Origin of the sequence: Acidithiobacillus sp. HP-11 (genome assembly GCF_015100075.1) — a bacterium.
Taxonomy (GTDB): domain Bacteria; phylum Pseudomonadota; class Gammaproteobacteria; order Acidithiobacillales; family Acidithiobacillaceae; genus Acidithiobacillus; species Acidithiobacillus thiooxidans.
On sequence record NZ_JACKYY010000009.1, the window covers coordinates 24566 to 50526 of the forward strand.

Here is a 25961-nt window from a genome sequence, read left to right on the forward strand (position 1 = left end):
CTTATTTGACTTTTCCACAGTGGGCACTGAGGTAAGTGCCCTGCATTTGCATATCAGTCACTGTTTCGTAATGAGCCTCGCTATGCACAATAGCAGTAATGACCCAGTGCGAATTCAGATGACGGGCGCTGGTCTGAAACCAACCTACCTGGGTCATGGAGGCCCCCGGTGCCTGACAGTGAAAAGTCCATTGGGTTTTGCCATCGGGCAAAACTTTATGACTGCCGGTACAGCGATCACTTCCCGCAGGCAGAAAAACGGATTCCGGTTTTTGATGGGCTTTCACACAAATTTGCATACTGCGTTCCATGGGCGTACTGACTGGCGGCGAAGAGACTTTCGTTGTACCAGAAACATGCATCATCCAGAGCCCCGGCTGCATGGGCGCATCGGCAGCCAAGGCAGAAACGGAACTGGCTCCAGCCAGTAATAAAATGGCGATTCCTAAACGGCGCATAAGGCTTCCCTTGATAATATCTGCAGACTCAAAAAATTTTCTGGACGGCCAGAAATGTAACACAAATATGCGTGGCTACGATATTAAAAACACCTCTGCGTAACAGCCTTTACCTAATGAGAAATGACCTTTAAGGTGCGCTGGTCAGGATGGTCGGGATGCTGCACCAGCCAGTGGTGACTGACTTCAAAAGCTCCCCAGAAACACAGGGCGATAATTATCAGGGCCAACCACTGCTTCATTCTCCGTCTCCTAGAAAATATGCATCAATGCGTGAATAAAACTCCGGGTTTCCGCACTGATCTTGGGTTTGGGCTTGGGTGGCAGGTAACCGGACAAAAAATATCCCATGGGATACTGATGCCCTGGATCGCCCTGAGGCGCAAGGTCACCCGTTTTGGGGTTATAACGTGCCGTCACAACATCCGGTGGTTGGAAGAAACCCACATCCGGATACTGCGTCAGCGCCGTATGCATATAGCGAATCCAGATAGGCAAGGCTTCGCGAGCCCCCGCCGCCCAGGTCCCCATGGACTGATTATTGTCATAGCCCACCCAAACGGATGTCGTAATATCGGGATTAAAGCCATTGAACCAGGCATTATCCTCATGATTGGTGGTACCGGTTTTCCCGGCGAGATCATGACGGTGCAAGATCTGCGCGGCGACCCCTGTACCGACCCGGATAACCCGCTCCATCATTCGCGTCATCAGAAAAGCCACCCCCGGCGGAATGACCGTCTGTTTGGGTGGCGGACGATACCCCAGGGGACAATCCATCAGTGAAACCGTGGTGCCGTGCGCAGTGACAATTTTCCGAATCAAATAGGGATGCGGCAGAAAACCGCCGCTGGAAAACACGGCATAGCCGCGCGCGATTTGCAGGGGGGTAAAGTCTCCGGACCCCAATACCATGGATGGGGAAGCGGGTATCTGTTTTGCCGGAATACCAAAACGCTCCACATAGCGCTTGGCGTAAGGAATGCCGACATGCATCAACAGGCGAACACTCGGCACATTATGAGAGTCCGCCAGATCTTCCCAAACAGGAAAGGGAATATTCGAAAAAGTCCGACTGTAGTTGGTCGGCGCATAAACCTGTCCGTTACCGAGATGAATCACCAGCGGCGTGTCGGCAATGAGGGAAACCGGGGTAAGATAATGTTTGCGCCCGCTGGCCAGATAGGTCGGCGCGTCCATGGCCGAAGAATACACAAAAGGTTTGAACCCCGATCCCGGCTGCCGGAAGGCGTATAGAGCCCGGTCAAAATGGCTGAGTTCATAGCTAAAGCCCCCCGATAAAGCCAGGATGGCCCCTGAGCGGCTGGCAAGCGACACCAGGGCACCCTGCACATGGGGAATCTGCGCCAACTGCCAACCACTGTGAGGAATATTGTGCCAAACCTTGGTGCCCCAGACCGGATTGCCTGTTCCTGAAGTGGCGGCGACCACATAACGCCGCAGCCAGATCAAATCACCGGGTTGCAGCACCTGATTGACGGCGGTGGGGGGATTACCCTTGGGAGCAGACCGTGCCCAGGCGACGTCGCGCAAGCTCAGATGTACCAGATGACGGCCTTCGAAGGAAACCGTCGCCATTTCCGGCGTAGATTTGACTACGACTCCCCAGTGCAAATTGGCCGGATTATGGTTGGGTAACTGGCTGGGCCGCTGTCCCTGTAGCGCGGCTTCCATGGCTGCCGTCGATAACTGGGCAATTGGACCATGCCAGGCCTTGGGGTCCATGCTGTCCAGACCCATCCCGTAGTTTTCCAGACCCACGGCAATATCCCGATCAGCAGCACGCTGGTCAGTGGGGTTGATGCTGGTGTAAACCCGCAGACCGGTGCGGTAAGTAAAATCAGCCCCAAAATGTTTTTCCAGCCAGTTACGAATCCAGTCGGTGGCATAGGGAGCTATGTTGCTGGCCGGAGCGTGATAACGGGCTTTGATGGGTTCTGCCAGAGCCGCTTCTTCCTGCGCCTTGGTGATATATCCGTAATGCGCCATATGCCGCAATACATAATCGCGACGGGTTTTTGCCGAAGCGGGTGAGGCAATCGGATTGAAATCCGAGGGTGCCGCCGGCAGGCCCGCCAGGGTCGCCATCTCGCCAACAGTCAGCTGATTGACGGTTTTGCCGTAGTAAGTTTTCGCCGCTGCCTGTACCCCGTAGGCCCCCTCGCCCAGATAAATCTTGTTGAGGTACAAATCCAGAATTTGCGGACGATGCAGACGCGCGCCCAGTTTATAAGCCAGCAGAATTTCCGCGACCTTACGGGTAATGGTTTTTTTGGGGGTCAAATAAAAATTGCGGGCCACCTGTTCGGTGATGGTGCTGGCCCCCTGCACGGGAGCCATATGCACCAGATCCACAAATGCCGCGCGGATAATGCCCGGAAAGCTGACCGGATAATAAATCGGATTATGACTATAGAATTTTGAATTTTCGGCAGAAATAAAAGCATCTTGCAGCGTCTTGGGAATTTGCTTCAGAGGCAGGGCATAGCGCAGTTGCGGCCCGACCACCTGCAGCAGGTGGTCATTGTCCGCATAAATACGCAGCGGCTCCTGAGGGTGCCAGTTTTCGAGTTGCACGACGGGTGGTAATTCCTGCCATATCCGCCAGGTCCAAACCCCGATCCCCACCACAATATTCAGGGCAACCAGCAGGAGCACGACAAGCGTCCAGAACACCCAGCGGCGCCGGGAAGAAATTCCACGCGCAGCCAAAATCAGCCCCAGATCCGAAGGGCTATAAAGCAGGTGCTCTTGTTACCAGTCATAACCATGACTCGCCCTCGTGAATCAGGCGGGTAAACCAGCCCGCCGGCTTCACCGCACTTCGGGTTTGAACAGGAACCGTTTTCAGGACATGACCGTGCCAGGAAATTTGCAGGGTACCAATTTCAGCCCCCGCTGCGAGGGGGGTCTTCAGGTTGGGAGTCGGTACGAAGCGGGTTTGCAACCGGGTTTTCTGCTGCTTGGGTTCGGAAACCACGACCGGTCCTGCCGTCACCCCCTGCACTGTTGCCGGGCTCCAGTCGCCGTTATGGATTTGGGCAACGGTTGCCCCCGCCTTGTAGAGAGACACATTCTGCCAACCGTTCCAGCCATAGTGGAGCAAGGCGCTGGCATCACTGCCCGCAGCACTGCGCGAAGGCGCACCCAAAACCACGGCCACCAATGTACGACCATTCCGAGTTGCGCTGACCGCCAGATTCCAGCTGTTTTTACCCGCCAAACCCACTCCCAGGCCATTCACACCATTCTGCCCGGCCAAGGGATTATAGTTGTACTGGGTGATGTGGTTATAGGTATAGGAAACCTTACCGGCAACCTGCATCACTTGCGGATAACTTTGAATCAAACGCGCTGACAAGCGGGCAAGATCCAGCGCGGTGCTGGTTTGTCCCGGCTGTGGAAGACCATCTGGATTGGTGAAATGGGTGTGCTGCAATCCCATGGCCGCTGCATCATGGTTCATCAAATCCACAAAACCACCAACGCTGCCGGCCACCGTCTCGGCAATGGCAATGGCGGCATCATTGCCGCCGTCAATCAGGAGTCCATGGGTGAGCTGCGTCATGGTCACTGGCATTCCCGGTTGAATAAACATGCGGGAACCCTGGGCATGCCAGGCGTCATTGGACACGTGCACATTTTCGCCGGGCTGGACCAAACCCTGCTTTTCCGCCTGATACATCAGGTAGGCGGTCATCAGCTTGACCAGGCCCGAAGGATTAACCGGCTTTTCATCATTTTCAGCCATCAGAATCTGATCACTGTTGATGTCCAGCAAAACGGCAGACTGAATCCCCGTCAATTGGGGCGCCGGCATGGGTGGTGGTGGCGGCAAAGTAGGCATGGGAGGTAGAGGCGGAACAGCCGCACAGGCGACGCTCCCCCAGGAAAATACGGCCGTAATGGCCAGAACAATGGGCAGTTTCATGTTGTTGGGCGGCTCTTCAATCCGGCTAATAATCCCTCATTGGAAAACCATAGCTGGGTAAAAGTTCCCGCCCCGTTGCATGGGACCTGGTCATTCCCGAAAAATCTAGTGGCCACGTCGCCGCAAATAGCGTTCCAGCAGGGTCGATGTGGACCCATCATGGGGATGTTGGGTTTTACCCTGCATATCAGAAACAATGCGCTGAGCCAGCACCTTACCCAATTCCACACCCCACTGATCAAAAGAGTCAATGCCCCAGATGATCCCCTGAGTGAATACGCTGTGTTCATACAAAGCAACCAGTGTACCCAGACTATGCGGACTCAGGGCATCCACGAGAAGCACGCTACTCGGACGGTTTCCGGCAAACGTGCGGAAGGGAACTTGCGCTTCGGAAACACCCTCAGCACGCAATTCCTCCGCCGTTTTGCCAAAAGCCAAAGCCTCTGCCTGGGCAATCAGATTCGCCATCAACAATTCATGCGGTTCTGCTGAAGCACTGAGGGGATGACAAAAACCAATGAAATCGCAGGGAATCAATCGCGTACCCTGATGAATCAGCTGATAAAAAGAATGTTGTCCATCGGTTCCCGGCTCGCCCCAGATAATGGGACCACTATCTACGGACAGCAGTTGCCCGGCTTCATCGACACTTTTACCATTACTTTCCATTTGTAGCTGCTGTAAATAGGCCGGAAAACGCGCCAGATCATAAGCATAGGGTAAAATAGCCTGGGTTTGCGCTCCCCAGAAATTGTTGTACCAGATGGACATAAGGCCCAGTAACACCGGCAGATTCTGTTCCAGCGGCGCATTCCGGAAATGCATATCCATGGCATGAAAACCGGCGAGCATTTCCTGAAAATGCTGCACCCCCACGCCGAGCATGGTGGACAAGCCAATAGCCGAATCCATGGAATAGCGGCCCCCCACCCAGTCCCAGAAGCCGAACATATGTTCAGTATCCATACCAAAGGCCTTGACGGCTTCCGCATTGGTGGAAACCGCCACAAAATGCCGGGAAACTGCGTCTTCGCCCAAAGCAGAGGTAATCCAGTGCCGGGCGGCATGGGCATTGGTCATGGTTTCCAGCGTGGTAAACGTCTTGGATGAAATAATGAACAGAGTTTCTGCAGGATCCAGATGCGCCGTCACATCGCTGAGCGTCGCGCCATCCACGTTAGCCACAAAATGCAGATGAACATCGGGATGCCGGTAGGCACGCAGGGCTTTCCAGGCCATTTCCGGACCCAGGTAAGAACCGCCAATACCAATATTCACAATCTGCCGAATCGGCTGACCGGTAGCTCCCCGCCAGGACTGTTCATGAATGGCCCGGGTAAAACGGGCCATATGCTCCAGCACCTGATGCACTTCAGGGACAACGTCCACCCCCCCGGTGCGCATGACCGTACCCCTGGGTGCCCGCAAAGCAGCATGAAATGCGGCCCTACCCTCGGTATGGTTAATTTTTTCCCCGGCAAACATGGCGTCTCGGCGCGCTTCCAGATCACGACTGCGGGCAAGATCAAAAAGCAGATTCAAGGTTTCCCGACGCAGCAAATGTTTGGAGTAATCCAGATAAATCCCGCAGGCTTCTGCCGAAAAATGCCCGGCGCGATGAGGGTCTTCCCGAAAAAGTTGACGCAGGGTGACATCTTCCCAGCTCTTGCGGTGTGCCTGTAAATGTTGCCATGCGGGTGAAGCGGTCAGAGGGGCTGCAGACATGAGGCGACTCCTTGGTCAAAGCAAACAGGATAAACCGATCGAATATATCCGCTTAAAGATTAGGTCATGCCAGTAATTTCCCGCAATAATAATTTAAGCAGGTATTTTTATACCGGGTTATTTTATAGCACTCGGTTCATTTAAACCACCCAGTTATGGTTGTTATGCACACAATGGTCATCCGCTATATTACAAGACGCTGATAAAGCTGGTGTTCATAGATACCTGAAGCATGGCACGTCATTTGCTGATGATGAACCAGTAGTCAGCAATAGCATAAAAAGCTAAGGGAGTATCATCATGATTATCGAAAATTCATTACCGGTGCTTTTGAGCCGTCTGGATTTTGCCTGGATCACCTCCATGCACATTCTCTGGACGCCGATGACCATCGGCATGTCCTGGCTGCTCTTTTTCATGGAGCTTGCCTGGCTGAAAAGCGGTGACGAGCGTTGGTACAAGCTTAATCGTTTTTTTGAAAAAATCTTCATCATCAATTTTGGCGCAGGGGTCGCTACCGGCGTCACCATGGAAATGGCCTTTGGTATTCTTTATGGCCCGTTCTCTCAGGCCGTCGGACCCTTCTTCGGCAATATCCTTGGCTTCGAAACCATCACTGCCTTCATGTATGAAGCTGGCTTCATCGGCCTGATGGTGTTTGGCTGGGGTAAAATCAGCAAGGGCATGCATTTGTTTGCCACTTTCAACGTCGGCATTTCTTCCAGCTTGTCTGCTATGTGGATTCTGGTAGCCAACTCATGGATGCAGACACCGGATGGCGTTGTACTGAAAGATGGATTGTTCCAGGTGACCAACTGGTGGCACGCCATTATCAATGACAACTTCGTCTGGGGTTTTCCTCACATGTGGGTGGCCACTGTAGAGTTGGCGTTGTTTGTATTCGCATCGGTGAGTGCATGGTTCGTCCTCAAGAATCGTAATGCGGACCTCTTCATTAAACTTTTGAAACCTACTTTATTGGCCCTGTTGATTGTGGCTCCTCTGCAGATTTACATCGGGGACAGTGCCGGTAAAGACGTAGCGGATACCCAACCTACTTCCCTGGCGGCTATGGAGGGACATTTTCACACTTACCTGCCCGATGGCAAGCCAAATACCTCATGGAATCTTATTGCAATTCCTGATGTAGAAGCGGGTAAAAATCTGTTCTCCATTCAGATTCCACACGTTCTCAGCTTGCTGGAAACTCATACTTGGAATGGTGTTGTTAAGGGCATGGACCAATATCCGGTAAATGAGCGCCCTGATGTTTGGGTACCCTTCTATGCCTTCCGGGTGATGGTAGCCATTGGTTTCGCTTTATTCTTCGTCGCTATTTGGGGTAACTGGTTGCGCATGCGGGGCAAAATGAATGCCTCGGAATTACGTAAACATCCGTGGTTCTTGCGTGCAGTGGTTTTCTCTGGATTCCTGCCTTTCCTCGCTATTTGGGGTGGTTGGTGGGTTCGGGAAATCGGTCGCCAGCCCTGGGTGGTATTCGGCATGATGCGGACTTACGAAGGGGTCAGCAACATGGGTGTTACTCAGGAAATCGTCTGGTTTGTCGGTTATATCATTTTTGAGCTGGTGGTCTGGTCCGGCGCTTGGTACTTCTTCACACGCGTCATCCAGAAGGGTGTCAATGACATTCCACACTCAGATACCTTGTTTCAGCATCACAGTGAAGATCATGATGCTGCGCAAGCGGGGGGCGGGCATGTTGCACCGACTTTCGCCCACAAGCCCATGATGCACTCGGATCGTTAACAGACCCGGATCAGAGGGAGGAATCTATTCCTCCCTCCTCAATTAATTAAGTCACCGGAGTAATGAGTATGGAACTTAGTTCAGATATTGTTCGTATCGTATCTGCCCTCTCCACCTGGTGGTGGATGATACTTGGGCTGATGTTTTTGCTGTATATCGCTTTGGACGGGGCTGATCTCGGCGCCGGTATTTTTGCCTTGTTCTCCAAGGACGAAGAAGAACGTGGCGCCATCATGGCATCCATGGCGGGCTTCTGGGATGGCAACGAGACCTGGCTGGTAGTCGCTGGCGGTGTATTGTTTGGTGCTTTCCCTCTGGTTTACGGGTCCGCCTTCAACTTCTTGATGATTCCCCTGATGTTGGCACTGTGGGGTATCATCTCCCGCGCTGTGGCTTTTGAATTTCACATTCATGCCCGCAGTAGCAAACGTTTGTGGGGCTGGGCTTTCGCCATCGGCAGCCTGCTCGCGCCATTTTTCGCTGGTGTCTCGCTAGGTGCCGTATTACAGGGTTTCCCCATGAAATCCGGCATTGCCATGAGTGGCATCGCTGATCGGGGTTTCACAACCCCCGTGATGCACTATGCGGGTGGGGCCATGAACTTCCTGACCCCATTTTCCATCTGGACGGGTTTTGGTGCGGTAATTGCCGCCGGTCTGGCGGGAGGATTGTTTCTCTGTGCCCGCTTTTTACCGGGCGACGTGATTCATGAACGCGCCAAGTCCTGGACCAACCTGTTCTCCTATCTGGCGTTAATAGCGATTGTTATCACTCTGGTTTGGTCTTATGCCATTTTCCCTTGGGCCGCTGCCAAGTGGACCGGTCCCAATTGGTGGATCTGGGCCATCTGGTTTGTCATCGTCCTGTTCTTCGCTTTCAAATCCATGACCAACCACTCCATGCAACATGATTTTATTGCCCTGCTTTGGGGCGAAGGGGTGGTAGTTCTACTCTGGGCGGCCATGTGGGCAACCATGTTTCCCTATATTGTCCCGGGTACATGGACTGTACAGGCGGCCTCCAACCCCGCCAATTCTATGGCGGTGTTTACATTGTTCATGACCGGTTTTGTGCCGGTCATGATCATGTACAACTGGTATCAAATCTGGGTCTTCCGGGGTCGCTTCACTAAAAAAAGCGTCTACGGCGCCCACTGATAGTGGCTTGCTGAAAAACCGGTCGCTGCTTCGGCGCGGCCGGTTTTTTTGTAACCAAGCGCAACTTTTTCCGCTCTACAACAGTCATAAAAACTGCAGTTAAACGAAAAAATTTTAATTCAACAAGGTCAACCTCATGAAAGCACGCTCCTTGAAAACAGTCCCCATAAAATCAACGCAATTACTCGGACTCGCCGCCGAACTTCATCCCTCCACGCATTCCGTAAAAAATCCTGATCTGGATGATTTACTGAATGCTCTGGAGGAGCGCCACCAGTTCATCAACAGTCAATGGCAGGAAATCATGCAGCGCCTGCCTGAAGAAAGGCCCGATGCCATGATGGATCAGATGCTGCTGATGGATCATGAACTCACGCGCTACCAGCGCTATTTTGTCATGCTCAAGGAAACCCTGCGTCATTGCGCGCCCGATCTGTTGGACGCCTCCTGAAAATCATTGGTTGTTCACTTTGGTTTACCCCGATGCTGAGGGTATAATCGGGGATTGTCCCTTCCGGAACTTCTTTCCTTGATTGCAAACACTTTGACCGGGCACTGTCCCGGCAGAAAATCGAGATGACTGCAGCGCAGCAGAATCTTCAGCGCGGCTTCAGGATCAAGGCCATCGCTCTTTTCTTCCTGGCGTTCCTCTTTTTTGCCTGGGGTACTGGCAACACCAGCCTCTGGGATATTGATGAACCCATTTACGCGCAAAGTCTGAAAGATCAGATTGCCGCCGACAACCTCGTCGTCCCGACTTATAATGACCGCTTGATGCCGGACAAGCCTGCCCTGAATTACTGGTTGATGTGGTCGGGAGTCCGTTTACTGGGTATGAATTCCTGGGGATTACGGATTGGCTCAGCCCTGGTCAGGGCGTTATTGGTTCTGTATTTGATTATCGCCCTGCGCCGCCTCTACGGGGAGTCCATCGCCCTGCTCAGTGGGTTACTGACTGCCACCGCACTGCACAGTACCATTATTTTTCGCAGTGCCACCCCCGATCCACTGCTGATATTATTGGTCACCATTGCGTTATTGAGTTATCTGCGTGGATATATTTATCCAGAAATTCGTACCCGCGAATTCCATTGGGCCTATGCCGCCATGGCCCTGGCCACCCTGGATAAAGGACCCGTCGGGTTTCTATTGCCGGGACTCATTATTGTCTTGTTTCTGTTATTGCGTCAGCAGTTACCCCTACTATGGAAAGAGGGGCGACTGACAACCGGCATTCCACTTTTTTTGATAATCATGCTGCCCTGGTATCTGGCGGTAGGTATTGAAACCCACTGGAATTGGGATCGCCTTTTTATTTTTGAGCAGAATATCGGGCGCTTTGATGACAGTATGCAAGGCCACCGGGGTCCCTGGTTTTATTATCTCATCAGTACTTTTCTGGGCATGCTGCCCTGGTCCATATTTTTACCGCAAGTGCTGCATGATCTTTGGCTGAAGCGACGCCACTTTTTGCAAAACCAGGCCATACCACTGTTTCTACTGATATGGGCAGGCACCTGGATCGCCTTTTTTACCCTCTCTGCGACCAAACTTCCCAATTATGTCTGGGAGGCCTATCCACCTTTATTTATCCTTCTTGCCTTCTGGTTTGAAAAAATCCGCGCCCAGTCCCGGTTACCGCAAACCCGGGGGTTGGCTCTATCCTTCGGAACATTGTTTCTGGTAGGGCTCGCGCTGAGCATTTTTGCTGCCTGGGTTTTACCCCTGCGCGAACCGCATCTTCCTGGAATGGTTGAAGTCGGGTTTCCCTACATGCTTGCAGCAGTTTTCGCCATGCTCCTGATTTGGAAAAAGCATTGGTCAGCCGCATGGGCTAGTCTGGGAGTGGGCAGTATTGTCCTCAGTGGTCTTCTGGTATTTGTCATTCTTCCACCGATCAATGCGCTCAAACCCTCCAGAGCAATGGGACAGGAAATTGCTGCCATTCAGGGCAAGCATCCTTATCATCTGGGCTCCTGGGACTGGTTTCAGCCGAGCTTCCTGTTTTATGCCGGGCGCGGAGACATGCCCATTCGTCATCTGTCGTCATTAACAGAACTACGGACTGTTCTGGGTGAAAACCCGCTTTATCTGGTTTGTCCCTCTCGCGATGTTTCTGCCGTAACGGCCGCTATTCCAAAGGGTTATCAAGCACAAAACCTCACAACCGCTTATGAAATATATAGTCACGAAAATATCAGCCTGTTACAAATCAAACACCTCCCGCACGCCAAGGGCACCCGGCCTGATCCCCTGCTGCCTGATCCTGTAAAAACAGAATAAAGCGTATGCCGGAATCATCCCCTTCTGCACACAAGACCGATAAGCACAGGCTCTGGCTGCTCCGCAGCATTTTTCTCAGTGCCCTGGCCATCTATGGCGGAACCTGGTTGGGTTATTATTTGTTCAGCCGTGGTCTGGATCCCGTTTCCGGGACCATTGCCAAGGCTTTGATCAACTGGGATGCCAAATGGTATGTGGACATTGCCACGCACGGGTACAGCTACATACCGCATGCCGATTTTGGTCAAAACATCATCTTTTTCCCCTTATATCCGGCTCTCTGCAAAGGCCTCAGTTTCATCCTGCCTTTCCCTATTCCCGCCATTGGCATAGGGCTGGCCATCTTTTTTGGACTACTCTCGGTGCTGTTATTTCAGCGCCTTGCCAAGGACTGGCTGGAACCCGATAGCGCCGCTTTTGCCACGCTGAGTTACGCACTGTATCCTGCTGCCGCTTTTTTTATCAGCGCCTATCCGACATCCTTGATGAATTGTCTGGCCATCGCCACACTGATTGCGCTTCGTCAACAACGTCCATTTCAGGCCGCTTTCTGGGCGGGAATCGGCACGGCTTCCGGACCTTTGATGGTTTTTTTCGCTTTCGGAATATGGCTGGTTTTACTGGGGCGCGTTTGGGCGGACAGGCAAAACCTTGTGCTCATCTCCCTATTCAAGGGGTTAAGCCTGGGAATAATCGCCTGCAGCGGGCTGGGTGTATTCATGGCCTACCAATGGTATTTATTCCAGACCCCTTTTGCTTTTGTAGTGGCCCATGGTCCCTATATTGGCCATTTATCGCCTCTGGACAAACTGAGAAATATTGTCGAACTATTTCCCTTGTGGGGAGGAGACTATACGCCGCTAGTCCATGCATTACTGCTGGAACCGACAGTGCTGAACCCTGCCCGCAGTGTATACTTTTTCATGAATGCTCTGATCTTGCTGGGTAATTTTTTTGCTCTGGGGATTTTATGGTGGAAACGTCAATGGGCCTTACTCGTCATCAGCATTCCTCTGGTTTTTGCTTACTTATGGTTTCAGGGAGCGGCACAGGGACCGGTTTCCACTTACCGCCTGCTTTATGTCAATCTGCCCTTGTTTCTGGCGGCTGGCTGGATATATCAAAGCTCCGTCCGTAAAACCTGGGTGCTTCCGTTTCTGGGCGCGGAAATGGCTGCCCTTGTCTTGCAGGCAGCCTTTTTCATTTCCGGGCACTGGGCATTCTAAATCCGGTTTTATCCGTTGTTGCAAGGTATCATGGTTGCGTTTTTTCCGGGGATACCGTCACAAATTCAAAAGGTTTGCCGACCGGCTTGAAATCCGCTGTGACATCTCCGGAATAAACCTGGCCTTGGCCCATGGGCAACTGCAAAATGGGAGCGCCCTTTTTGAGATCAGCCTGATGCAGATTAACCCAGAAGGTATCCATGCTGCTGACGGAGTTATAGTAATATTTGAGGCCCGTCTGATCCGCGACCACCCGCCAGCGCGTTGAGGAAATATTGGGTTGTCCGGGCGTTGAAATACCCATGGGCACAGATACATTCTGCAAAACACTCATCACTTCAGCCGCGCCCACGGACTGGTTCGCCGTTTTGGGAATGGCATGAATGTAAAATGCTGCCCGTGCAAAACGATCAGCGGCACGATTGGTTCCCGGCAGGAAAGTGGTTCCGCCAATCTGGTTCCAGTACTTTTCAATAGCCAATTGCTGGGAATATTCGGGATCATTGGTCATGACCTGGTATTCACGGCCTTCATGAATCACCAGCTTACCGTCGATATACTCAAAAATGGCACTGTTCCCATTGGCATCGGAAATAGACAGGTGCAAGGTTGTATAACGATCTGTGCCGGGAATCTTGTCAGATACCACACACAGAGGATGTGCCTTGATGGAGGCCACAGCTTCCTTGACCGAAGAAAAATTATCCAGGAAATACTGGGCCCAGGCGGCAATACTCAAACGGGGTTCCTTGCCGCAATCATCAGGATACTTGCTGCCCGCCAACCAGAGCATATTGGCAACCAGACCCTTCTGGTTCATGCCATCGCTGACTGCGGCATTCAATGAAGTCACCACCACGCTGCCATAACGCGATACCCAATGCACAGAATTGCGTCCTGCACCGCCTTCATGTTCAAGACCCTTTGGAAAAATCCACAAGCGCGAATGCATGGGATCTTTCCAATCCATGGTCCGTCCGGTGATAACCAGACCATCCTTGCCGTGATAAACCACCCGGGTGCAGGCATCTGCAGAACCCGCCGCAAATACCGCCGCGACCACACCCAACAGGACCCATTGTCTCTTTAGCTTCATCATTTCCACCTTTTTATAACTGAATGTGTCATTTAATCTGTTCTCAACAACCTGAAGAACCCAGGATTTTACCGTGATAATAGCAGGTTCAGTTCTTAATGCTCATCTGGAGTCAGGATTTGTTTGAAATATCCGGGAGCGTTATCCTAAGCCCGCGCCTTGCCCCATGAAACTGCAGCTTTCACCAGCAGGCATGGAAATGGCAATTCATCTTGCATAAGGACCAGAACAGCATGATTTCTCCAAAGCACATTCTCTTGTCTACCCTTGTACTTTCCTGTGTGGCAGCTGGTGTTTCGGCTCAGGCTTCAGCGCTTTCCGGTTTATCCGGTGTTTCCGGTTTTCACAACACCGCCAGCATGTATACCCAATTTATCGCCGAACATCTCCAAAAGGCAGAAGTTCCGGGTGCTATCGTCGGCATCTGGCAATCAGGGCGACCTGCCTATCTGCAAGCTTTCGGGACAGCAAATTCAGCCGAAAAAACTGCTATGAGCGTACGCATGAATATGCCTATTGGTCAACTCAGCACTGCCTTCACAGTGAGAGCGGTTCTGGATCTTGCCAAGGCCGATAAAATTCAACTCAGCGCGCCCGTTTCCCGATACGTAAGTGGTGTCCCTGATGGCGAGCACATGACTGTCGCAGACCTTGCCCAAATGCGCAGCGGCCTGGTGGATTTCAGCAAACAGGCCGCCTATCTGGACGCCATTCAGAAAAATCCGGAAGCCCGCCTGCTGCCCGATCAGCTCCTGCATTACAGCTTCACCCATCCACTGTTGTTCAAGCCGGGTAGTCGTTTTGACTATTCCAGCACCAACACGATTTTATTGGGTCTGATTATTGAGAAGGTCACCGGCAAGCCCTTGTCCCGGGTCATCACCGAACAAGTCCTGCAGCCTAACCGCTTAAACAGCACGACTTTTTCCACCAGCTTCGCAGATCCTTTTCTGCAGGTTCGTGGATATGCCCGCAATAGTACTACCCAAAACCTGCAACCCGTCGCCTGGAATCCTTCGCAGTTCTGGGCAGCCGGGGCAATGACCGCAACCGCCTCTGATCTGCGCGACTGGGCAAGAATCAATGCGAACCTGACTGAATATAATCACATACTGGCAGCGTATCCGCAGTCCCCGGCATCTGGCCAAACAACGACTTCCGTAGAGTATCGCTGGGGATCGTTTGTCAATCATGGTTGGGTTGGCAATGCCAGTTATCAGGCCGGATTCGAATCCATAGCCATCTACGCTCCCAAAACTAAAGATACCATTGTTATCCTGTTGAACTCCGAGGCGCTGGATAAGGGCGTCCCGCTTGCCGCCAGTCTCGCACAGCGCCTGAGCCGCTTCATCAGTCCTCATGCCATTTATCAGTCCGACGGACAGCCCTGAATGATGGCGTCTTGCATAAATCTAAAAACGGCAGTTGCCGTGGGTGCTTTGCAGCGACTTTTGTTTCGAGCCGTTGTTGTTCTTGGCGAAATCCAGCGCCCGTCAGGAAAGCTGTCTGAGCCCGTAGGGCGAGTTCTTTCCTGATAGCAGGATGAGCCATAGAACAACAGGCGAGGAACAACGGAGCAAAAAACACCCACGGCAACTGCCGTTTTTAGAATAAAACGCGCTTGACCCGTTTTCTGTCTCTGCATATCATCAACATAAATTATGGCGATGGATTCCGCCCAATAACCGCCTTTATAGGCTAATGACTCCTACAGATCCCGACTGCAAGGTTGGGTAACTGGTCGTTAGTTAAACTTATAAGGGGAATCTATGCTTGGCGATATCGTCCTGCAGTGTGGGCAAGTGCTCACCGTGATGTTTCTGGCACCACTGCTGCACGGCTTCATCACCACCGTGGAGGAGCGTGTTCAGCGCGGTCAAGGGCCTTCCATTTTCCAGCCCTATCGCGATCTCTGGAAACTGTTCAACAAGTCGTTGCTGGTACCCGAATCTGCCACCTGGGTTTTCTTCTGGGCACCCGTAGTTGCGTTCACCGCCATGCTCATCGTGCCGATGCTCATTCCGGTGCTGACCAACTTTCCCCTGCCGCTTTCGGACATGGGCGACATACTGGGTGGCGGGCTGATTCTGACCCTGGGCAGCTTTTTTATCCTGCTGGCCGGCCTGGATACCGGCCAACCCTTCGGTGGTTTAGGTTCCAGCCGCGCCGTCATGCTCGGCATTCTCGCCGAACCGACGCTGATCCTGGTATTTGTAGGCATCACTTTTCTGGACCATTCCATGCTGCCTTTTGTCGCCAATCATCTATTGGCCAAAAATCCGGTAGCCTACTGGAGTCCCGCCCATATTTTCCTGATTCTGGCTTTTTTCATTCTACTTACCGTAGAAACTGACCGCTTGCCCATTCATTCCACGATCCCCTATGAAATCTACATGATTGATGAGGCGCGCATCCTGGAATATTCCGGCCCCCTGCTGGCTCTGCTGAAATGGGCAAGCTGGATGAAACAGTTCATTTTTTACACGATTTTTCTCAATGTATTTCTGTTTCCCTGGGGTTTGTCCACCACTGGCAGCTTTCCGTCAGTCCTCCTGGCCCTGCTGATCATCCTGGCCAAATACGGCGTGATCGGCCTGCTTATGGTGGGCGTCGATACCATGCAGTCCCGTCTGCGCTTTTATCGCTATCAGGAGCCCCTGGCGCTGTCTTTTCTTTTTGCCGTATTGGCCATTGTTGCCGACCAACTATAGGAGCGACCCATGCTGATATTTCATCTCGGTCCGCTGGCCACCTCATTATTCAGCCTGCTGGCGATCCTCGCGCTGGTTTTATCTTTTGTCATGCTCGCTTCACACTGGCTGAAAAATCATGTTTATGCTTTTGCGGCGGAATCCTGGACCATTGCGGCCATTTCTGCATCCATTGGCTACTATGGACATTATCCCGAGCTGTATATTATTGCGGCATTGACGGCCTTGTTTCGGGGCACCTTTTTACCCTATCTGGTCCTCCGACTGGTCAAACGACTGGATATTCAGCGCGAATTCACCCCCCTGCTGAAGCCTTCTTCCAGCATGATTCTCGGTGCCGCACTGGTGATTTTTTCCTATGAGGTATCCCGGCAACTCGGTGTTGCCCTGCATCTGACTGACAATATTGCCGTGCTGGCCCTGACCTGCATGTTCAGCCTGAAACTCATCGGCTTTTTGATGATGATTTTGCGTTCGGAGGCTATCAGCCACATTCTTGGCCTGCTGGTCATCGAAAACGGAATATTTCTGGGCTCACAGATTCTGGTTCCGGGTATGCCCGCCCTGCTTGAGCTGGTGATCATCTTTGATTTGCTGACAATCGTCATGGCCTTCGGCATGCTGGTCCGATTCCTCCAGACCCATGCCGGTACAACCAGCAGTCGTGGCCTGCAAAAGCTGGTGGGTTAAGCCATGGTGAATTTTGATGCACTGATTGCCGCACTCTGGATCATCCCCGCCGTCGCCATCATTCTGATGCTCGCCCTGCGTCGGCCGCATCTGGCCGAATATCTCAACCTGCTGACTTCCATAGCAGTTTTCGGCCTGACTCTAGCAATTCTCGTGGCCGTTCCCGATAAGGCTCTGGTCACCGGAGAGCAATACATTTTATTGACCCCTCTGGGGGCCTGGGTGCTGTTTTGCGTGGGCCTGGTTTATCTGCTGGCGTCCATTTACGCCATTGGCTACATGCGCCTGCTACCCGAAGAAAAACCCCGACTGCACAAATACTATGCCCTGCAGGCGGGTTTTGCCTTGACCATGCTCATTGCGCCGTTGATGAACAATCCCGGCATTTTCTGGATTGCCATTGATTTCACGACCATTGTCAGCGCTTTTCTGGTGGGTTTCGAGAAAGAAGCCGAATGCATCGAAGCGGCCTGGAAGTATCTGATCGTCGTTTCTGCGGGGCTGGCCCTGGCCCTGTTGGGTATTATCCTTTTTTACTGGGGTGGCACCTTCGTGCTTGGCCCGACTTATGCGCTGACCTGGGCCAATCTCCGTGAAGTCGCCCCCAAGGTTCCCGAAACCCTTTTGTTTTTGGCTTTTCTCCTGACTCTAGTGGGTTTTGGCACCAAGGTGGGTCTCGCCCCCATGCATACCTGGCTACCTGATGCCCATAGCGAAGGCCCGGCCCCGGTGTCCGCCATGCTTTCCGGTGCTTTGCTCAACATTGCCCTGCTGGGGATTTATCGGTTTTTATCCATTGTCGACAGTGGCGGTTACAGCCTCATGGGGCACACTGCACTACTGGTACTGGGCGTAATATCCCTTTTTGTGGCAGGCCTGTTTATCGTTCGTCAGGATGGCGCCAAGCGCATGCTGGCCTATTCCTCCCTGGAACATATGGGGGTACTGGCCATTGGTTTCGGCTTTGGTGGCCCCATTGCCTTTGCCGGGGCCATGTATCACATGATCAACCACTCCATGAATAAATCCCTGATGTTTTTCGGGGCGGGCAACATGATGCGTGCTTACGGCACCAAGTCCATGAGTAAAATGCGTCAGGTACTGCGCTACTATCCGGTGACGGGCGCCCTCTGGTTACTGGGTGCTGTGGCTATTACCGGAGCCCCGCCCTTCGGCTTGTTTTTATCGGAGCTGACCATTTTGCGGGGTGGCATTCTCAGCCCCAACCCTTGGGCAGTCTGGGTGATGGCCATTCTGCTCATTCTCATATTTATTGCCTTCATGAATCATTTTCGGCGCATGATCTGGGGCCCGGAACCGGAACCCGATGAAGTGCCCACGCTCAAGTTATCCCTGTGGAATAGCCTACCCATGTGGCTGGCCCTGATTCCTGTGCTGGTACTGGGACTTTGGTGGCCCAGTGGCTTGTGGGGATTTTTCCAACAGGCCTTTATGGTGCAGCCATGAATATGCAAAGTCCCATGAATAATTGCAGCATTCGCTCTGTCACTGCGGGGCAGCTTGCAGCAGTAGCTCAGGAATGCCTGGATCAGCAGATGCGTTTCCTCATGGCCTGGCATGACTGGGAAGGGCAGCAATGCGTCGTGCGTTATTTGTTGAGCCAGAAGGACAATCCCGAATTTGTCCTGCTGGAATTACGCGGCACGGATACCATTCCTTCGCTCGCGGCGCTTGTTCCGCTCCTGGGCTGGTATGAGCGGGAAATGCAGGACCTGGGCGGTCTGCATTTTACCGGGCACCCCGAACCCTTCCCCCTGATTATTCACGAAGGTTTCAGCATCTCCCAGCCGCCACTCGGCATAAACGGCCGTTCAGGTCACCTGAGCGGCCTTTACCAGCCCCCCACCATGCCCGAAGTGCAGGGGGATCAGGTGCAGGATTTGTACTGGGGGCCGGTGCGTGCTGATGTGGTGGAAACCGCTGAATTTCACTATTCCTATATTGGTGAGGCCATTCTTCACTACCATCCGCGCTTGTTTTTCAAGCACCGGGGCATGGAAGCCCGTTTTGCCGGCCAGGACGCGCAGCGCAGTGTTTACCTGGCCGAGCGGGTTTCCGGAGTGGGCAGTGCCTGCCATGCTCTTGCCTATTGTCAGGCCGTAGAAAATGCCTGGGGCATTGAAGTCCCGCCCCGGGCGCAACTGCTGCGGGTGATAATCGTGGAACTGGAGCGTCTCTATAACCATTTCCACTATTTTGGCCAGCTTTCCAAAACCACGACCCTCAAAGTCGGCGCCGCCACCGGCTTCCTGATGGAAGAAAAAGTCAAACAACTGGCCGGAGAATTAACGGGTTCCCGCTATTTACGTAGCCTGCTGCGGGTAGGTGGGCTCCGCCGGGACTTGCAGGCCGAGCATTTGGCCCATGCTCTGGAGCCCATCATTGATGAAGGCGAGGCTTATCTGAATCGGTTGCAGCAAACGGCGACCCACCTGGATCGTCTGATGGGCACCGGCGTACTTTCGCAAAGTGCCGCTTTTGATCAGGGGGCTACCGGTCCCGTCGCCCGCGCTTCCGGGCTCGATCGTGATTTGCGCCGGGACCATCCTTATGCGGCTTACCACAAATTACGTTTCAACGTACCAGTGCGCCAGAAAGGTGATGCCATGGCCCGCAGTGATGTTCGTGGGGAAGCTCTGCGGGAAGCCATTGCCCTGCTGGTACAGGCTTCGGGTCGTCTCAAAGCCGGTCCTGTGCATGCGGAATTCGACGTGCCAGGCGGAGCACAGCAGGGCCTGGGCTGGGCCGAAACCCCGCGAGGCACGCTGATTTACGCCGTCCGCATTGAGGATGGACGCCTGCAACGAGTCAAGATCAAATCACCCTCGTTTTCCAACTGGCGGGTGTTTCCACTGACGGTACACGGTACCAACATGATGGATTACGCCATTAACGAAGCGAGCTTCGGCCTCACCATTGCCGGTTGCGACCGCTAGGAGAAAATTATGCCATTATGGACCTGGACAGGACTTAAAGCCGGTAAAGCCGCTACCCGCTGGCCCCAAAGTGGACCCGATGGTCAGGAAGGGGTATTGGGAATGCCGCGCCTGGATATCGCGGCCTGCCGCAGCGGTTGTGATCTTTGTGTGGAGAGCTGCCCCACTCAGGCTATTCATCAGGTGGATGGCGAACCGGTGATCGATTACGGGCGTTGTATTGTCTGCCAGCGTTGCGTGGAGGAATGCCCGGAGGGGGCCATGCAAAGTTCCTACGACTGGGCTTTTGGCGTGCGTCAGCGCAGTGATCTCATCTGGTCAGCGGCACTGGAAAGTGCTGAGGCCGCAGACCTTCGCAAACGCATTGCGGCCAGCCAGCGCCGCAGTCTGCACATTCGCCATGTGGACGCCGGTTCCTGTAATGCCTGCGAGTCCGAAATCAGTGCGCTGGACAATCCCTTTTATAATTTGCACCGACTGGGCATTTTCTTTACGCCCTCACCGCGTTTTGCCGACCTGCTGATGGTCACGGGACCCGTAACCGCACCCATGCACGACGTACTGCTGGCCACCTGGGAAGCCATGCCCGAACCACGTAGTGTCATGGCTACCGGCACCTGTGCCGTCTCAGGCGCGCCCATGGATGAGGGTTATGCCGGTGGATCCGGACTGGAAGGCATTCTCCCGGTGGACATCTGGCTGCCGGGCTGTCCACCCAATCCGGCAGCACTCATTCATGCCCTGCTGCTTCTGGTAGAACGCATGCCGCAAAAAGTAACAGGAGGCCAATATGCTCAATAGTTTCCTGCTGGGCGCACTGCTTTTTGTTCTCGCCATTATTCTCGGTCTGCTGCGTCTGAGTTCCGGCGCACGGATTGCCCTCATTTTCGGCACCGTGGCGATACTGGTGGGCAGCGTCCTCAGTCTGCTAGCAGGATCTGGCCCTGACACTGGACAGCTTTGGTCCCTGGGCAGCATTCCCGTGACCTGGCACCTGCAGGCGGCTGCCGCCTGGCTGGTCTTCTGGGGCGGGCTCGCCGCGTTGGCCGCCTTCCTTTCCCCCAGCCGCGCCAAAAATCCCGGCATCTGGATGTCCGGGGCAGGGCTGGCTTTACTGGGAAGTCTCGGCGTTGCCGGTTTACAGGAAGGGATCGCCTTTCTGATTGCCTGGGAATTTTTGAGTTTTGGCGGTGCCGTCATGCTGCTTGCCGATGGGCTGCAGAATCGTGAAAAAAGCGGTCAATCCAATTTGTATATGCTGGCTCTGCTCGAGATTGGCGCCGTCGCTTTGTTGCTGTGCCTGCTCTTACTGGGAGCCGAGAATACTGAATTTACTGCCTGGGCGGGGTCCTGGGCAACTTATGGATCAGCGGCCTTTGGCATTGCCATTCTGTTCATCATTGGCTTCGGTGCCAAGCTGGGTATTTTGCCCTTTTACGAGTGGTATCCCGGTGCCTACAGTAGTGGCAGTGGCGCATCGGGGGCATTATTATCCGGCATCATCCTCAATGTGGCCTATTTTGCCCTGGGCCGGGCCATGCTTGACTGGTTACCCCGGAGTAGCGCTACCGGCACCGGTATTTTACTGGTTGCATTGGGCACCATCACCGCTATTCTGGCCATTTTATATGCCTTTCAGCAGGAAGACTGGCGCCGTCTGCTGGCTTTTTCCACGGCTGAAAACGCCGGATTAGCGGTCGTCGCGCTGGGTGCCGCCTCCCTGTTCCGGGCTGACGGTCTGAATATGCTCAGTACCCTGGCCTGGACCGTAGGTCTCATTCATCTGGGCGGTCACAGCCTGGCCAAAGGCAGCATGATGCTGAGTGCCGACCGGGTCGCCAGTGTGCGCGGCGATTACAACATAGCCCAGAGCCGGGTGCTGGCACTCGCGCCCTGGACCCTTGGCATCGGCGCACTGCTGGGCGCAATGAGTCTGGCTGCGATGCCGCCTACTGCCGGGTTTGCGGGCGAATGGTATTTATTTCAGACGGTCTTTCAGGATTTTCATCTGACCAGCTCTGCCGCCAGAGTCACCCTGGCTTTGGGTGGAGCGGGATTGGCACTGACCGCCGCCATCGCCCTGGCCACCATGATCAAGGTCTTCGGTCTGGGTTTACTGGGTCGCGAGGAAAATCAACACAGCATTACCGGACGCTGGCCCATTCTCGCTTTAGGCCTGCTGGTTCTGGGGTATGCTGCAGCACTGCCCTGGACCCTCGGCTTTCTCGCCGACGATAACTGGCCCGCTGTTCCCGCCGCCCTGGCCAGCATGGTGAAAGGACCAATCCTGATCCCTCTGCGTTTTCATTTTGCGTTTATTTCACCTCCGCTGCTGCTGCTGATGGGACTGCTACTATCCCTGATTCCATTAGCCATGCTGGGCTGGAGTCATCTTCGTCAGGGGCGCAAACGGGTGCCGGTCTGGGGTCACGGATTACGCCAGATACCGGCCAATAATGCGGTCACGGCTTTGGCTTTTTCCAATGCTTTGCGTGAATTCTATAGCTTTGTCTACCGCCCCAGCACCAATACCCGGAAAAGCCACAGTGAAAGAAGTTATTTCGTTCGTGAACTGCATTTTGATTACAGTCAGGCCCCGGTATTCGGTCCCTGGTTATTCCGTCCTGTAGTGCGCTTTGTGCAAATCATGAGTGATCGCCTAGGACTAGCCTTGCAAAATGGTTCGCTGAATGCCTATCTGGCCTATATCGGAGTACTGCTCATCATTATTTTTGCGAGTGTTTTTTATATTTAATTCAGTCAAGGAGTAAAAATGTTTGCCACTTTCGGCTTCATCGCCATATTTGCCGTTTTGGGTGCCTGGGCACGATACGGACAGAGTCTGCTGGTCCAAACGGTATTCGGGCGGGGTTTTCCCTGGGCAACCCTGAGTATCAACGTCATGGGCTGTTTCATCATGGGTTTTCTTTTTTTTGAAACTCTCGAACGTATTTCTCTCAGTCCGGAATTACGTACAGGCATGCTTACCGGGGGCCTTGGCGCTTACACCACCTTCTCGACCTTCTCCCTGGAGACTCTCGTTCTTTTTGAAAACGGCGAAGCACTGAAAGGTTTGCTCTATATGTTTTCTTCACTGTTCCTGTGTGTGGCAGCGGCATTTGCCGGTGCCTGGGTATCCCGCAGTATTTAAGAGAGGTGAAAATCATGACCAGCGTTTCCGTAGTCCGTATTTACATCAAAGAAGGCGATAAACACGATGGCCACAATTTGATGGAGGAGATATTTCGTATGCTCCACGATCAGTACAAAGTGCATGGGGTCACCGCCTTCCGGGGTATTGCCGGCTTTGGCAGCAAGGGCGTGGTTCACGCCGATGATGTATTGCGCCTGAACGTGCATCTACCCCTGGTACTGGAGTTCTTCGACGAACCGGAGACCGTCGATGCGGTCATGCCCCACCTGCTCGAACTGGTACCCGGCAATCATATTCTGCGCTGGGAAGCTGACTGCGGCTGCGCATGAATCATCATTACTGCCCGCTCTGCTTCGCTGAAATTCCGATCGGAGTAGAGAATTGTCCGGCTTGTGGGCGCAACATTGAGGCCTGGGAACGGCAAACCCCTTATTATGATCGTTTGATCTGGGCACTCAAAAATCCCCATTCGGAAGTAAGAATGGGAGCCATACTCAGTCTCGCCAATCAGAACCATGCGGAAGCGGCAGGCCCTCTTGCTGAATGCGCAATGTCTTATCCCGTAGATGTTATCCAGGGGCTGGCCGTCATCCGCGCCATAAAAAATGTCCCGGATAGCCCGGAAAAAGTTTCCGCGCTGCAGGGATTAAGCCATCACGCAGCACATGCCGTCAGGGTCGCCGCAGAAGAAGCGTTGAATACATCAACATCATTGCGCCTTGCATAACAATAACACAGCAGTCAGCACCAAGGGTTTGGATTCATCTCCAAAATCAGAACAGAGGAATTTGTTCTACAATCAAGAAATGGTTGAGGGTTGTGTATACAGCCACATTGATCGTCATCATTCATCTCCAGATACGGGAGGAAAATTCACGTGAAAGACTTACGAAGTAACTTTCTGGACCATGTCAAAAAAGGCCTCAATGGCAAGGCGCTGCCCTTACGGGTCATTTTTTGGGATGGTCACGAATATGCTTTCGATGAACCCACACTGGTCACCATGCAGCTCAAATCAGCGAGCGTCATTACCCAGCTCCTCACCGGCAGCGCTCTGGATGTACTGGGCGAAGGCTATGTGGAAGGCACTATCGGCATTGAAGGACGCTACCAGGACATTCTTGCTGTTGCCGAAGGTCTCAGCGACGCATTTCCGGCCAAAAAACCCAAAACCGGCATTCTCCACAAGGCCTTACACAGCAAAGCCAAGGACAGGGAAGCCATTCACTATCATTACGATGTTTCCAACGACTTCTACAAGCTTTGGCTGGATCGCAACATGGTGTACTCCTGTGGCTATTTCAAAACCGGCAAAGAAGATATTGATGTTGCCCAGGAGCAGAAACTGGATCACATCTGCCGCAAACTCCATCTGCAGCCAGGTGAAAAACTCCTGGATATTGGCTGTGGCTGGGGCGGCCTGCTGACCTGGGCCGCCAAACACTATGGCATTCAGGGGGTGGGCGTTACCCTCAGTGAAGAACAGTTTGCCTTTGCCAAAGAGCGCATTGAAAGGGAAGGCCTCGCCGATCGGGTAGAAATTCGCCTGCAGGACTACCGCGATATTCCCGAACGCGATTATTTTGACAAGGTGTCATCCGTGGGCATGTTCGAGCACGTGGGTCGGGCCAAGTTACCCGAGTATTTTGAGGTCATCAACCGGGTACTCAAGGAAGGCGGTTGGGTCATGAATCATGGCATTACCGCCAGCCAGCAGGACGATGAGGCGGGGCATCATTCCGGCAGCGATTTCATGGATAAATACGTGTTTCCCGATGGTGAAATTCCTCACCTCTGGCGCGTCGTCCGGGATATGGCCGGACAGAATCTTGAGGTGATTGATGTCGAAAACCTGCGTCCACACTATGCCCAGACTTTGATTCATTGGGTGGACCGCCTGGAAGCCCATAAGGACGAAGCTATGGCCATGGTCGGAGACAAGCGCTATCGGATCTGGGCCATTTATATGGCAGGTTGCGCTTATGCCTTCTGGCGCAACTGGTCGGCATTGCATCAGGTGCTGGCTATCAAGCAGACCGGGGAGGAACTCACTCCGCGCCCCTGGGAACGGCGCTATCAATATGAAAATGATCAATACCGTCTGGCTGAACCGGATTGGGGGGATTTGTAAGCCCGAAATATTCCCTGACAGAATAATCATGCTTAACATGCCCTGACTAACTACAGGCAGTCAGGGAGGAAGCATGGGCAGAAACCGTTTGGAAGCCTTCAGTGATGGTGTCATTGCCATCATCATCACCATCATGGTCATCGAAATGAAGGTCCCTCACGGGGAAAATATGGCAGCACTGTTACCCGTGCTGCCCGTATTTCTCAGCTACATAATGAGCTTTATTTACGTCGGTATTTACTGGAACAACCATCACAACATGCTGCAAGCCAGTGGGAAAATCACCGGCAGCATTCTCTGGGCCAATTTGCATCTGCTGTTCTGGTTATCACTTTTTCCCTTCGTCACCAGTTGGATGGGTGAAAACCATTTCGCCACAGCACCTACAGAATTATACGGCGTGGTCCTTTTCATGGCTGCCATTGCCTATTTCATCCTTCAGCAGCGCATTATCGCAGCCGGAGCACCGACCCTGCGGCGTGCCATTGGTCGGGACTGGAAAGGAAAGGTCTCGCCCATCTTCTATTTCATAGGCATTATTTCCGCTCAATGGTCACCCACAGGCGCCAAACTTATTTATCTGGGACTCGCTTTTTTATGGTTGATTCCAGATCGCCGCATCGAAAGCCTGCTTATCGATAGCAAAGAATGA

General features: G+C 53.2%; 23 protein-coding genes and 1 riboswitch. Of the genes, 17 read left to right on the plus strand and 6 right to left on the minus strand.

Annotated elements, in window-relative coordinates; all coding sequences use genetic code 11:
* Position 1: 1 nt before the first annotated feature.
* The 5 genes from H7F08_RS04400 to pgi all read right to left on the minus strand — a co-directional run bounded on the left by H7F08_RS04400 (position 2) and on the right by pgi (position 6137).
* On the minus strand, positions 2 to 457 hold the full coding sequence (locus H7F08_RS04400) for a DUF3617 domain-containing protein (protein WP_010637556.1): 456 nt from the start codon (positions 455 to 457) through the stop codon (positions 2 to 4).
* A 113-nt stretch (positions 458 to 570) separates the two neighbouring features.
* Positions 571 to 699 (minus strand): hypothetical protein, encoded by a 129-nt coding sequence (locus H7F08_RS15650; protein WP_254892803.1) that lies wholly within the window; start codon positions 697 to 699, stop codon positions 571 to 573.
* A 10-nt stretch (positions 700 to 709) separates the two neighbouring features.
* Complete coding sequence (locus H7F08_RS04405; RefSeq protein ID WP_031575997.1) at positions 710 to 3190, minus strand: penicillin-binding protein 1A; 2481 nt, start codon at positions 3188 to 3190, stop codon at positions 710 to 712.
* A gap of 49 nt (positions 3191 to 3239) precedes the next feature.
* Positions 3240 to 4409 carry a D-alanyl-D-alanine carboxypeptidase family protein gene (locus H7F08_RS04410; RefSeq protein ID WP_065973977.1) on the minus strand — a complete coding sequence of 390 codons (1170 nt, stop codon included), beginning with the start codon at positions 4407 to 4409 and terminating at the stop codon, positions 3240 to 3242.
* A gap of 105 nt (positions 4410 to 4514) precedes the next feature.
* On the minus strand, positions 4515 to 6137 hold the full coding sequence (gene pgi, locus H7F08_RS04415) for a glucose-6-phosphate isomerase (RefSeq protein ID WP_193639972.1): 1623 nt from the start codon (positions 6135 to 6137) through the stop codon (positions 4515 to 4517).
* A 300-nt stretch (positions 6138 to 6437) separates the two neighbouring features.
* Between pgi and H7F08_RS04420 the strand changes: the two genes are divergently transcribed.
* The 5 genes from H7F08_RS04420 to H7F08_RS04440 all read left to right on the plus strand — a co-directional run bounded on the left by H7F08_RS04420 (position 6438) and on the right by H7F08_RS04440 (position 12570).
* The gene (locus H7F08_RS04420) at positions 6438 to 7904 is read left to right on the plus strand and encodes a cytochrome ubiquinol oxidase subunit I (protein WP_010637564.1); all 1467 of its coding nucleotides are present in this window, start codon (positions 6438 to 6440) and stop codon (positions 7902 to 7904) included.
* Between the two features lie 68 nt (positions 7905 to 7972).
* On the plus strand, positions 7973 to 9061 hold the full coding sequence (cydB, locus tag H7F08_RS04425) for a cytochrome d ubiquinol oxidase subunit II (protein ID WP_193639973.1): 1089 nt from the start codon (positions 7973 to 7975) through the stop codon (positions 9059 to 9061).
* Positions 9062 to 9197: 136 nt separating this feature from the next.
* Positions 9198 to 9512: a hypothetical protein gene (locus tag H7F08_RS04430; protein ID WP_024893090.1), complete on the plus strand. Its 315-nt coding sequence runs from the start codon at positions 9198 to 9200 to the stop codon at positions 9510 to 9512.
* Between the two features lie 125 nt (positions 9513 to 9637).
* On the plus strand, positions 9638 to 11344 hold the full coding sequence (locus tag H7F08_RS04435) for an ArnT family glycosyltransferase (RefSeq protein ID WP_193639974.1): 1707 nt from the start codon (positions 9638 to 9640) through the stop codon (positions 11342 to 11344).
* 5 nt (positions 11345 to 11349) lie between these two features.
* Positions 11350 to 12570, plus strand: coding sequence for a mannosyltransferase family protein (locus tag H7F08_RS04440; RefSeq protein WP_081577635.1), 1221 nt, complete (start codon positions 11350 to 11352; stop codon positions 12568 to 12570).
* Positions 12571 to 12598: 28 nt separating this feature from the next.
* On the opposite strand, the gene H7F08_RS04445 is transcribed toward H7F08_RS04440, so the two are convergent.
* Positions 12599 to 13669, minus strand: a complete 1071-nt coding sequence (locus H7F08_RS04445) for a linear amide C-N hydrolase (RefSeq protein WP_226831536.1) — start codon at positions 13667 to 13669, stop codon at positions 12599 to 12601.
* A gap of 230 nt (positions 13670 to 13899) precedes the next feature.
* Here H7F08_RS04445 and H7F08_RS04450 point away from each other — a divergent pair, with 230 nt between their 5' ends.
* The 12 genes from H7F08_RS04450 (at position 13900) to H7F08_RS04505 (ending at position 25961) form a co-directional block, all read left to right on the plus strand.
* Entirely contained in the window at positions 13900 to 15057 is a 1158-nt protein-coding gene (locus H7F08_RS04450; RefSeq protein WP_193639975.1) for a serine hydrolase domain-containing protein, read from the plus strand.
* A gap of 263 nt (positions 15058 to 15320) precedes the next feature.
* A riboswitch (Fluoride riboswitch) is annotated at positions 15321 to 15384 on the plus strand.
* 51 nt (positions 15385 to 15435) lie between these two features.
* On the plus strand, positions 15436 to 16377 hold the full coding sequence (locus H7F08_RS04455) for a respiratory chain complex I subunit 1 family protein (RefSeq protein WP_193639976.1): 942 nt from the start codon (positions 15436 to 15438) through the stop codon (positions 16375 to 16377).
* Positions 16378 to 16386: 9 nt separating this feature from the next.
* On the plus strand, positions 16387 to 17067 hold the full coding sequence (locus tag H7F08_RS04460; RefSeq protein ID WP_024893084.1) for a hydrogenase: 681 nt from the start codon (positions 16387 to 16389) through the stop codon (positions 17065 to 17067).
* Between the two features lie 3 nt (positions 17068 to 17070).
* Positions 17071 to 18534: a proton-conducting transporter membrane subunit gene (locus H7F08_RS04465; RefSeq protein ID WP_010639333.1), complete on the plus strand. Its 1464-nt coding sequence runs from the start codon at positions 17071 to 17073 to the stop codon at positions 18532 to 18534.
* Positions 18531 to 20024 (plus strand): nickel-dependent hydrogenase large subunit, encoded by a 1494-nt coding sequence (locus tag H7F08_RS04470; protein WP_193639977.1) that lies wholly within the window; start codon positions 18531 to 18533, stop codon positions 20022 to 20024. Before H7F08_RS04465 ends, H7F08_RS04470 begins: the two co-directional genes overlap by 4 nt.
* A 9-nt stretch (positions 20025 to 20033) precedes the next feature.
* Complete coding sequence (locus H7F08_RS04475) at positions 20034 to 20825, plus strand: 4Fe-4S binding protein (protein ID WP_010639337.1); 792 nt, start codon at positions 20034 to 20036, stop codon at positions 20823 to 20825.
* Positions 20815 to 22779, plus strand: a complete 1965-nt coding sequence (locus tag H7F08_RS04480) for a proton-conducting transporter membrane subunit (RefSeq protein ID WP_031571592.1) — start codon at positions 20815 to 20817, stop codon at positions 22777 to 22779. Before H7F08_RS04475 ends, H7F08_RS04480 begins: the two co-directional genes overlap by 11 nt.
* Before the next feature lie 18 nt (positions 22780 to 22797).
* The gene (gene crcB / locus H7F08_RS04485; RefSeq protein ID WP_031571590.1) at positions 22798 to 23175 is read left to right on the plus strand and encodes a fluoride efflux transporter CrcB; all 378 of its coding nucleotides are present in this window, start codon (positions 22798 to 22800) and stop codon (positions 23173 to 23175) included.
* 14 nt (positions 23176 to 23189) lie between these two features.
* Positions 23190 to 23507: a DUF190 domain-containing protein gene (locus H7F08_RS04490; RefSeq protein ID WP_031571589.1), complete on the plus strand. Its 318-nt coding sequence runs from the start codon at positions 23190 to 23192 to the stop codon at positions 23505 to 23507.
* Positions 23504 to 23905: a HEAT repeat domain-containing protein gene (locus H7F08_RS04495; protein ID WP_035210265.1), complete on the plus strand. Its 402-nt coding sequence runs from the start codon at positions 23504 to 23506 to the stop codon at positions 23903 to 23905. Before H7F08_RS04490 ends, H7F08_RS04495 begins: the two co-directional genes overlap by 4 nt.
* Before the next feature lie 150 nt (positions 23906 to 24055).
* Positions 24056 to 25309, plus strand: coding sequence for a class I SAM-dependent methyltransferase (locus H7F08_RS04500; protein ID WP_193639978.1), 1254 nt, complete (start codon positions 24056 to 24058; stop codon positions 25307 to 25309).
* Positions 25310 to 25382: 73 nt separating this feature from the next.
* The gene (locus H7F08_RS04505) at positions 25383 to 25961 is read left to right on the plus strand and encodes a TMEM175 family protein (protein ID WP_031571584.1); all 579 of its coding nucleotides are present in this window, start codon (positions 25383 to 25385) and stop codon (positions 25959 to 25961) included.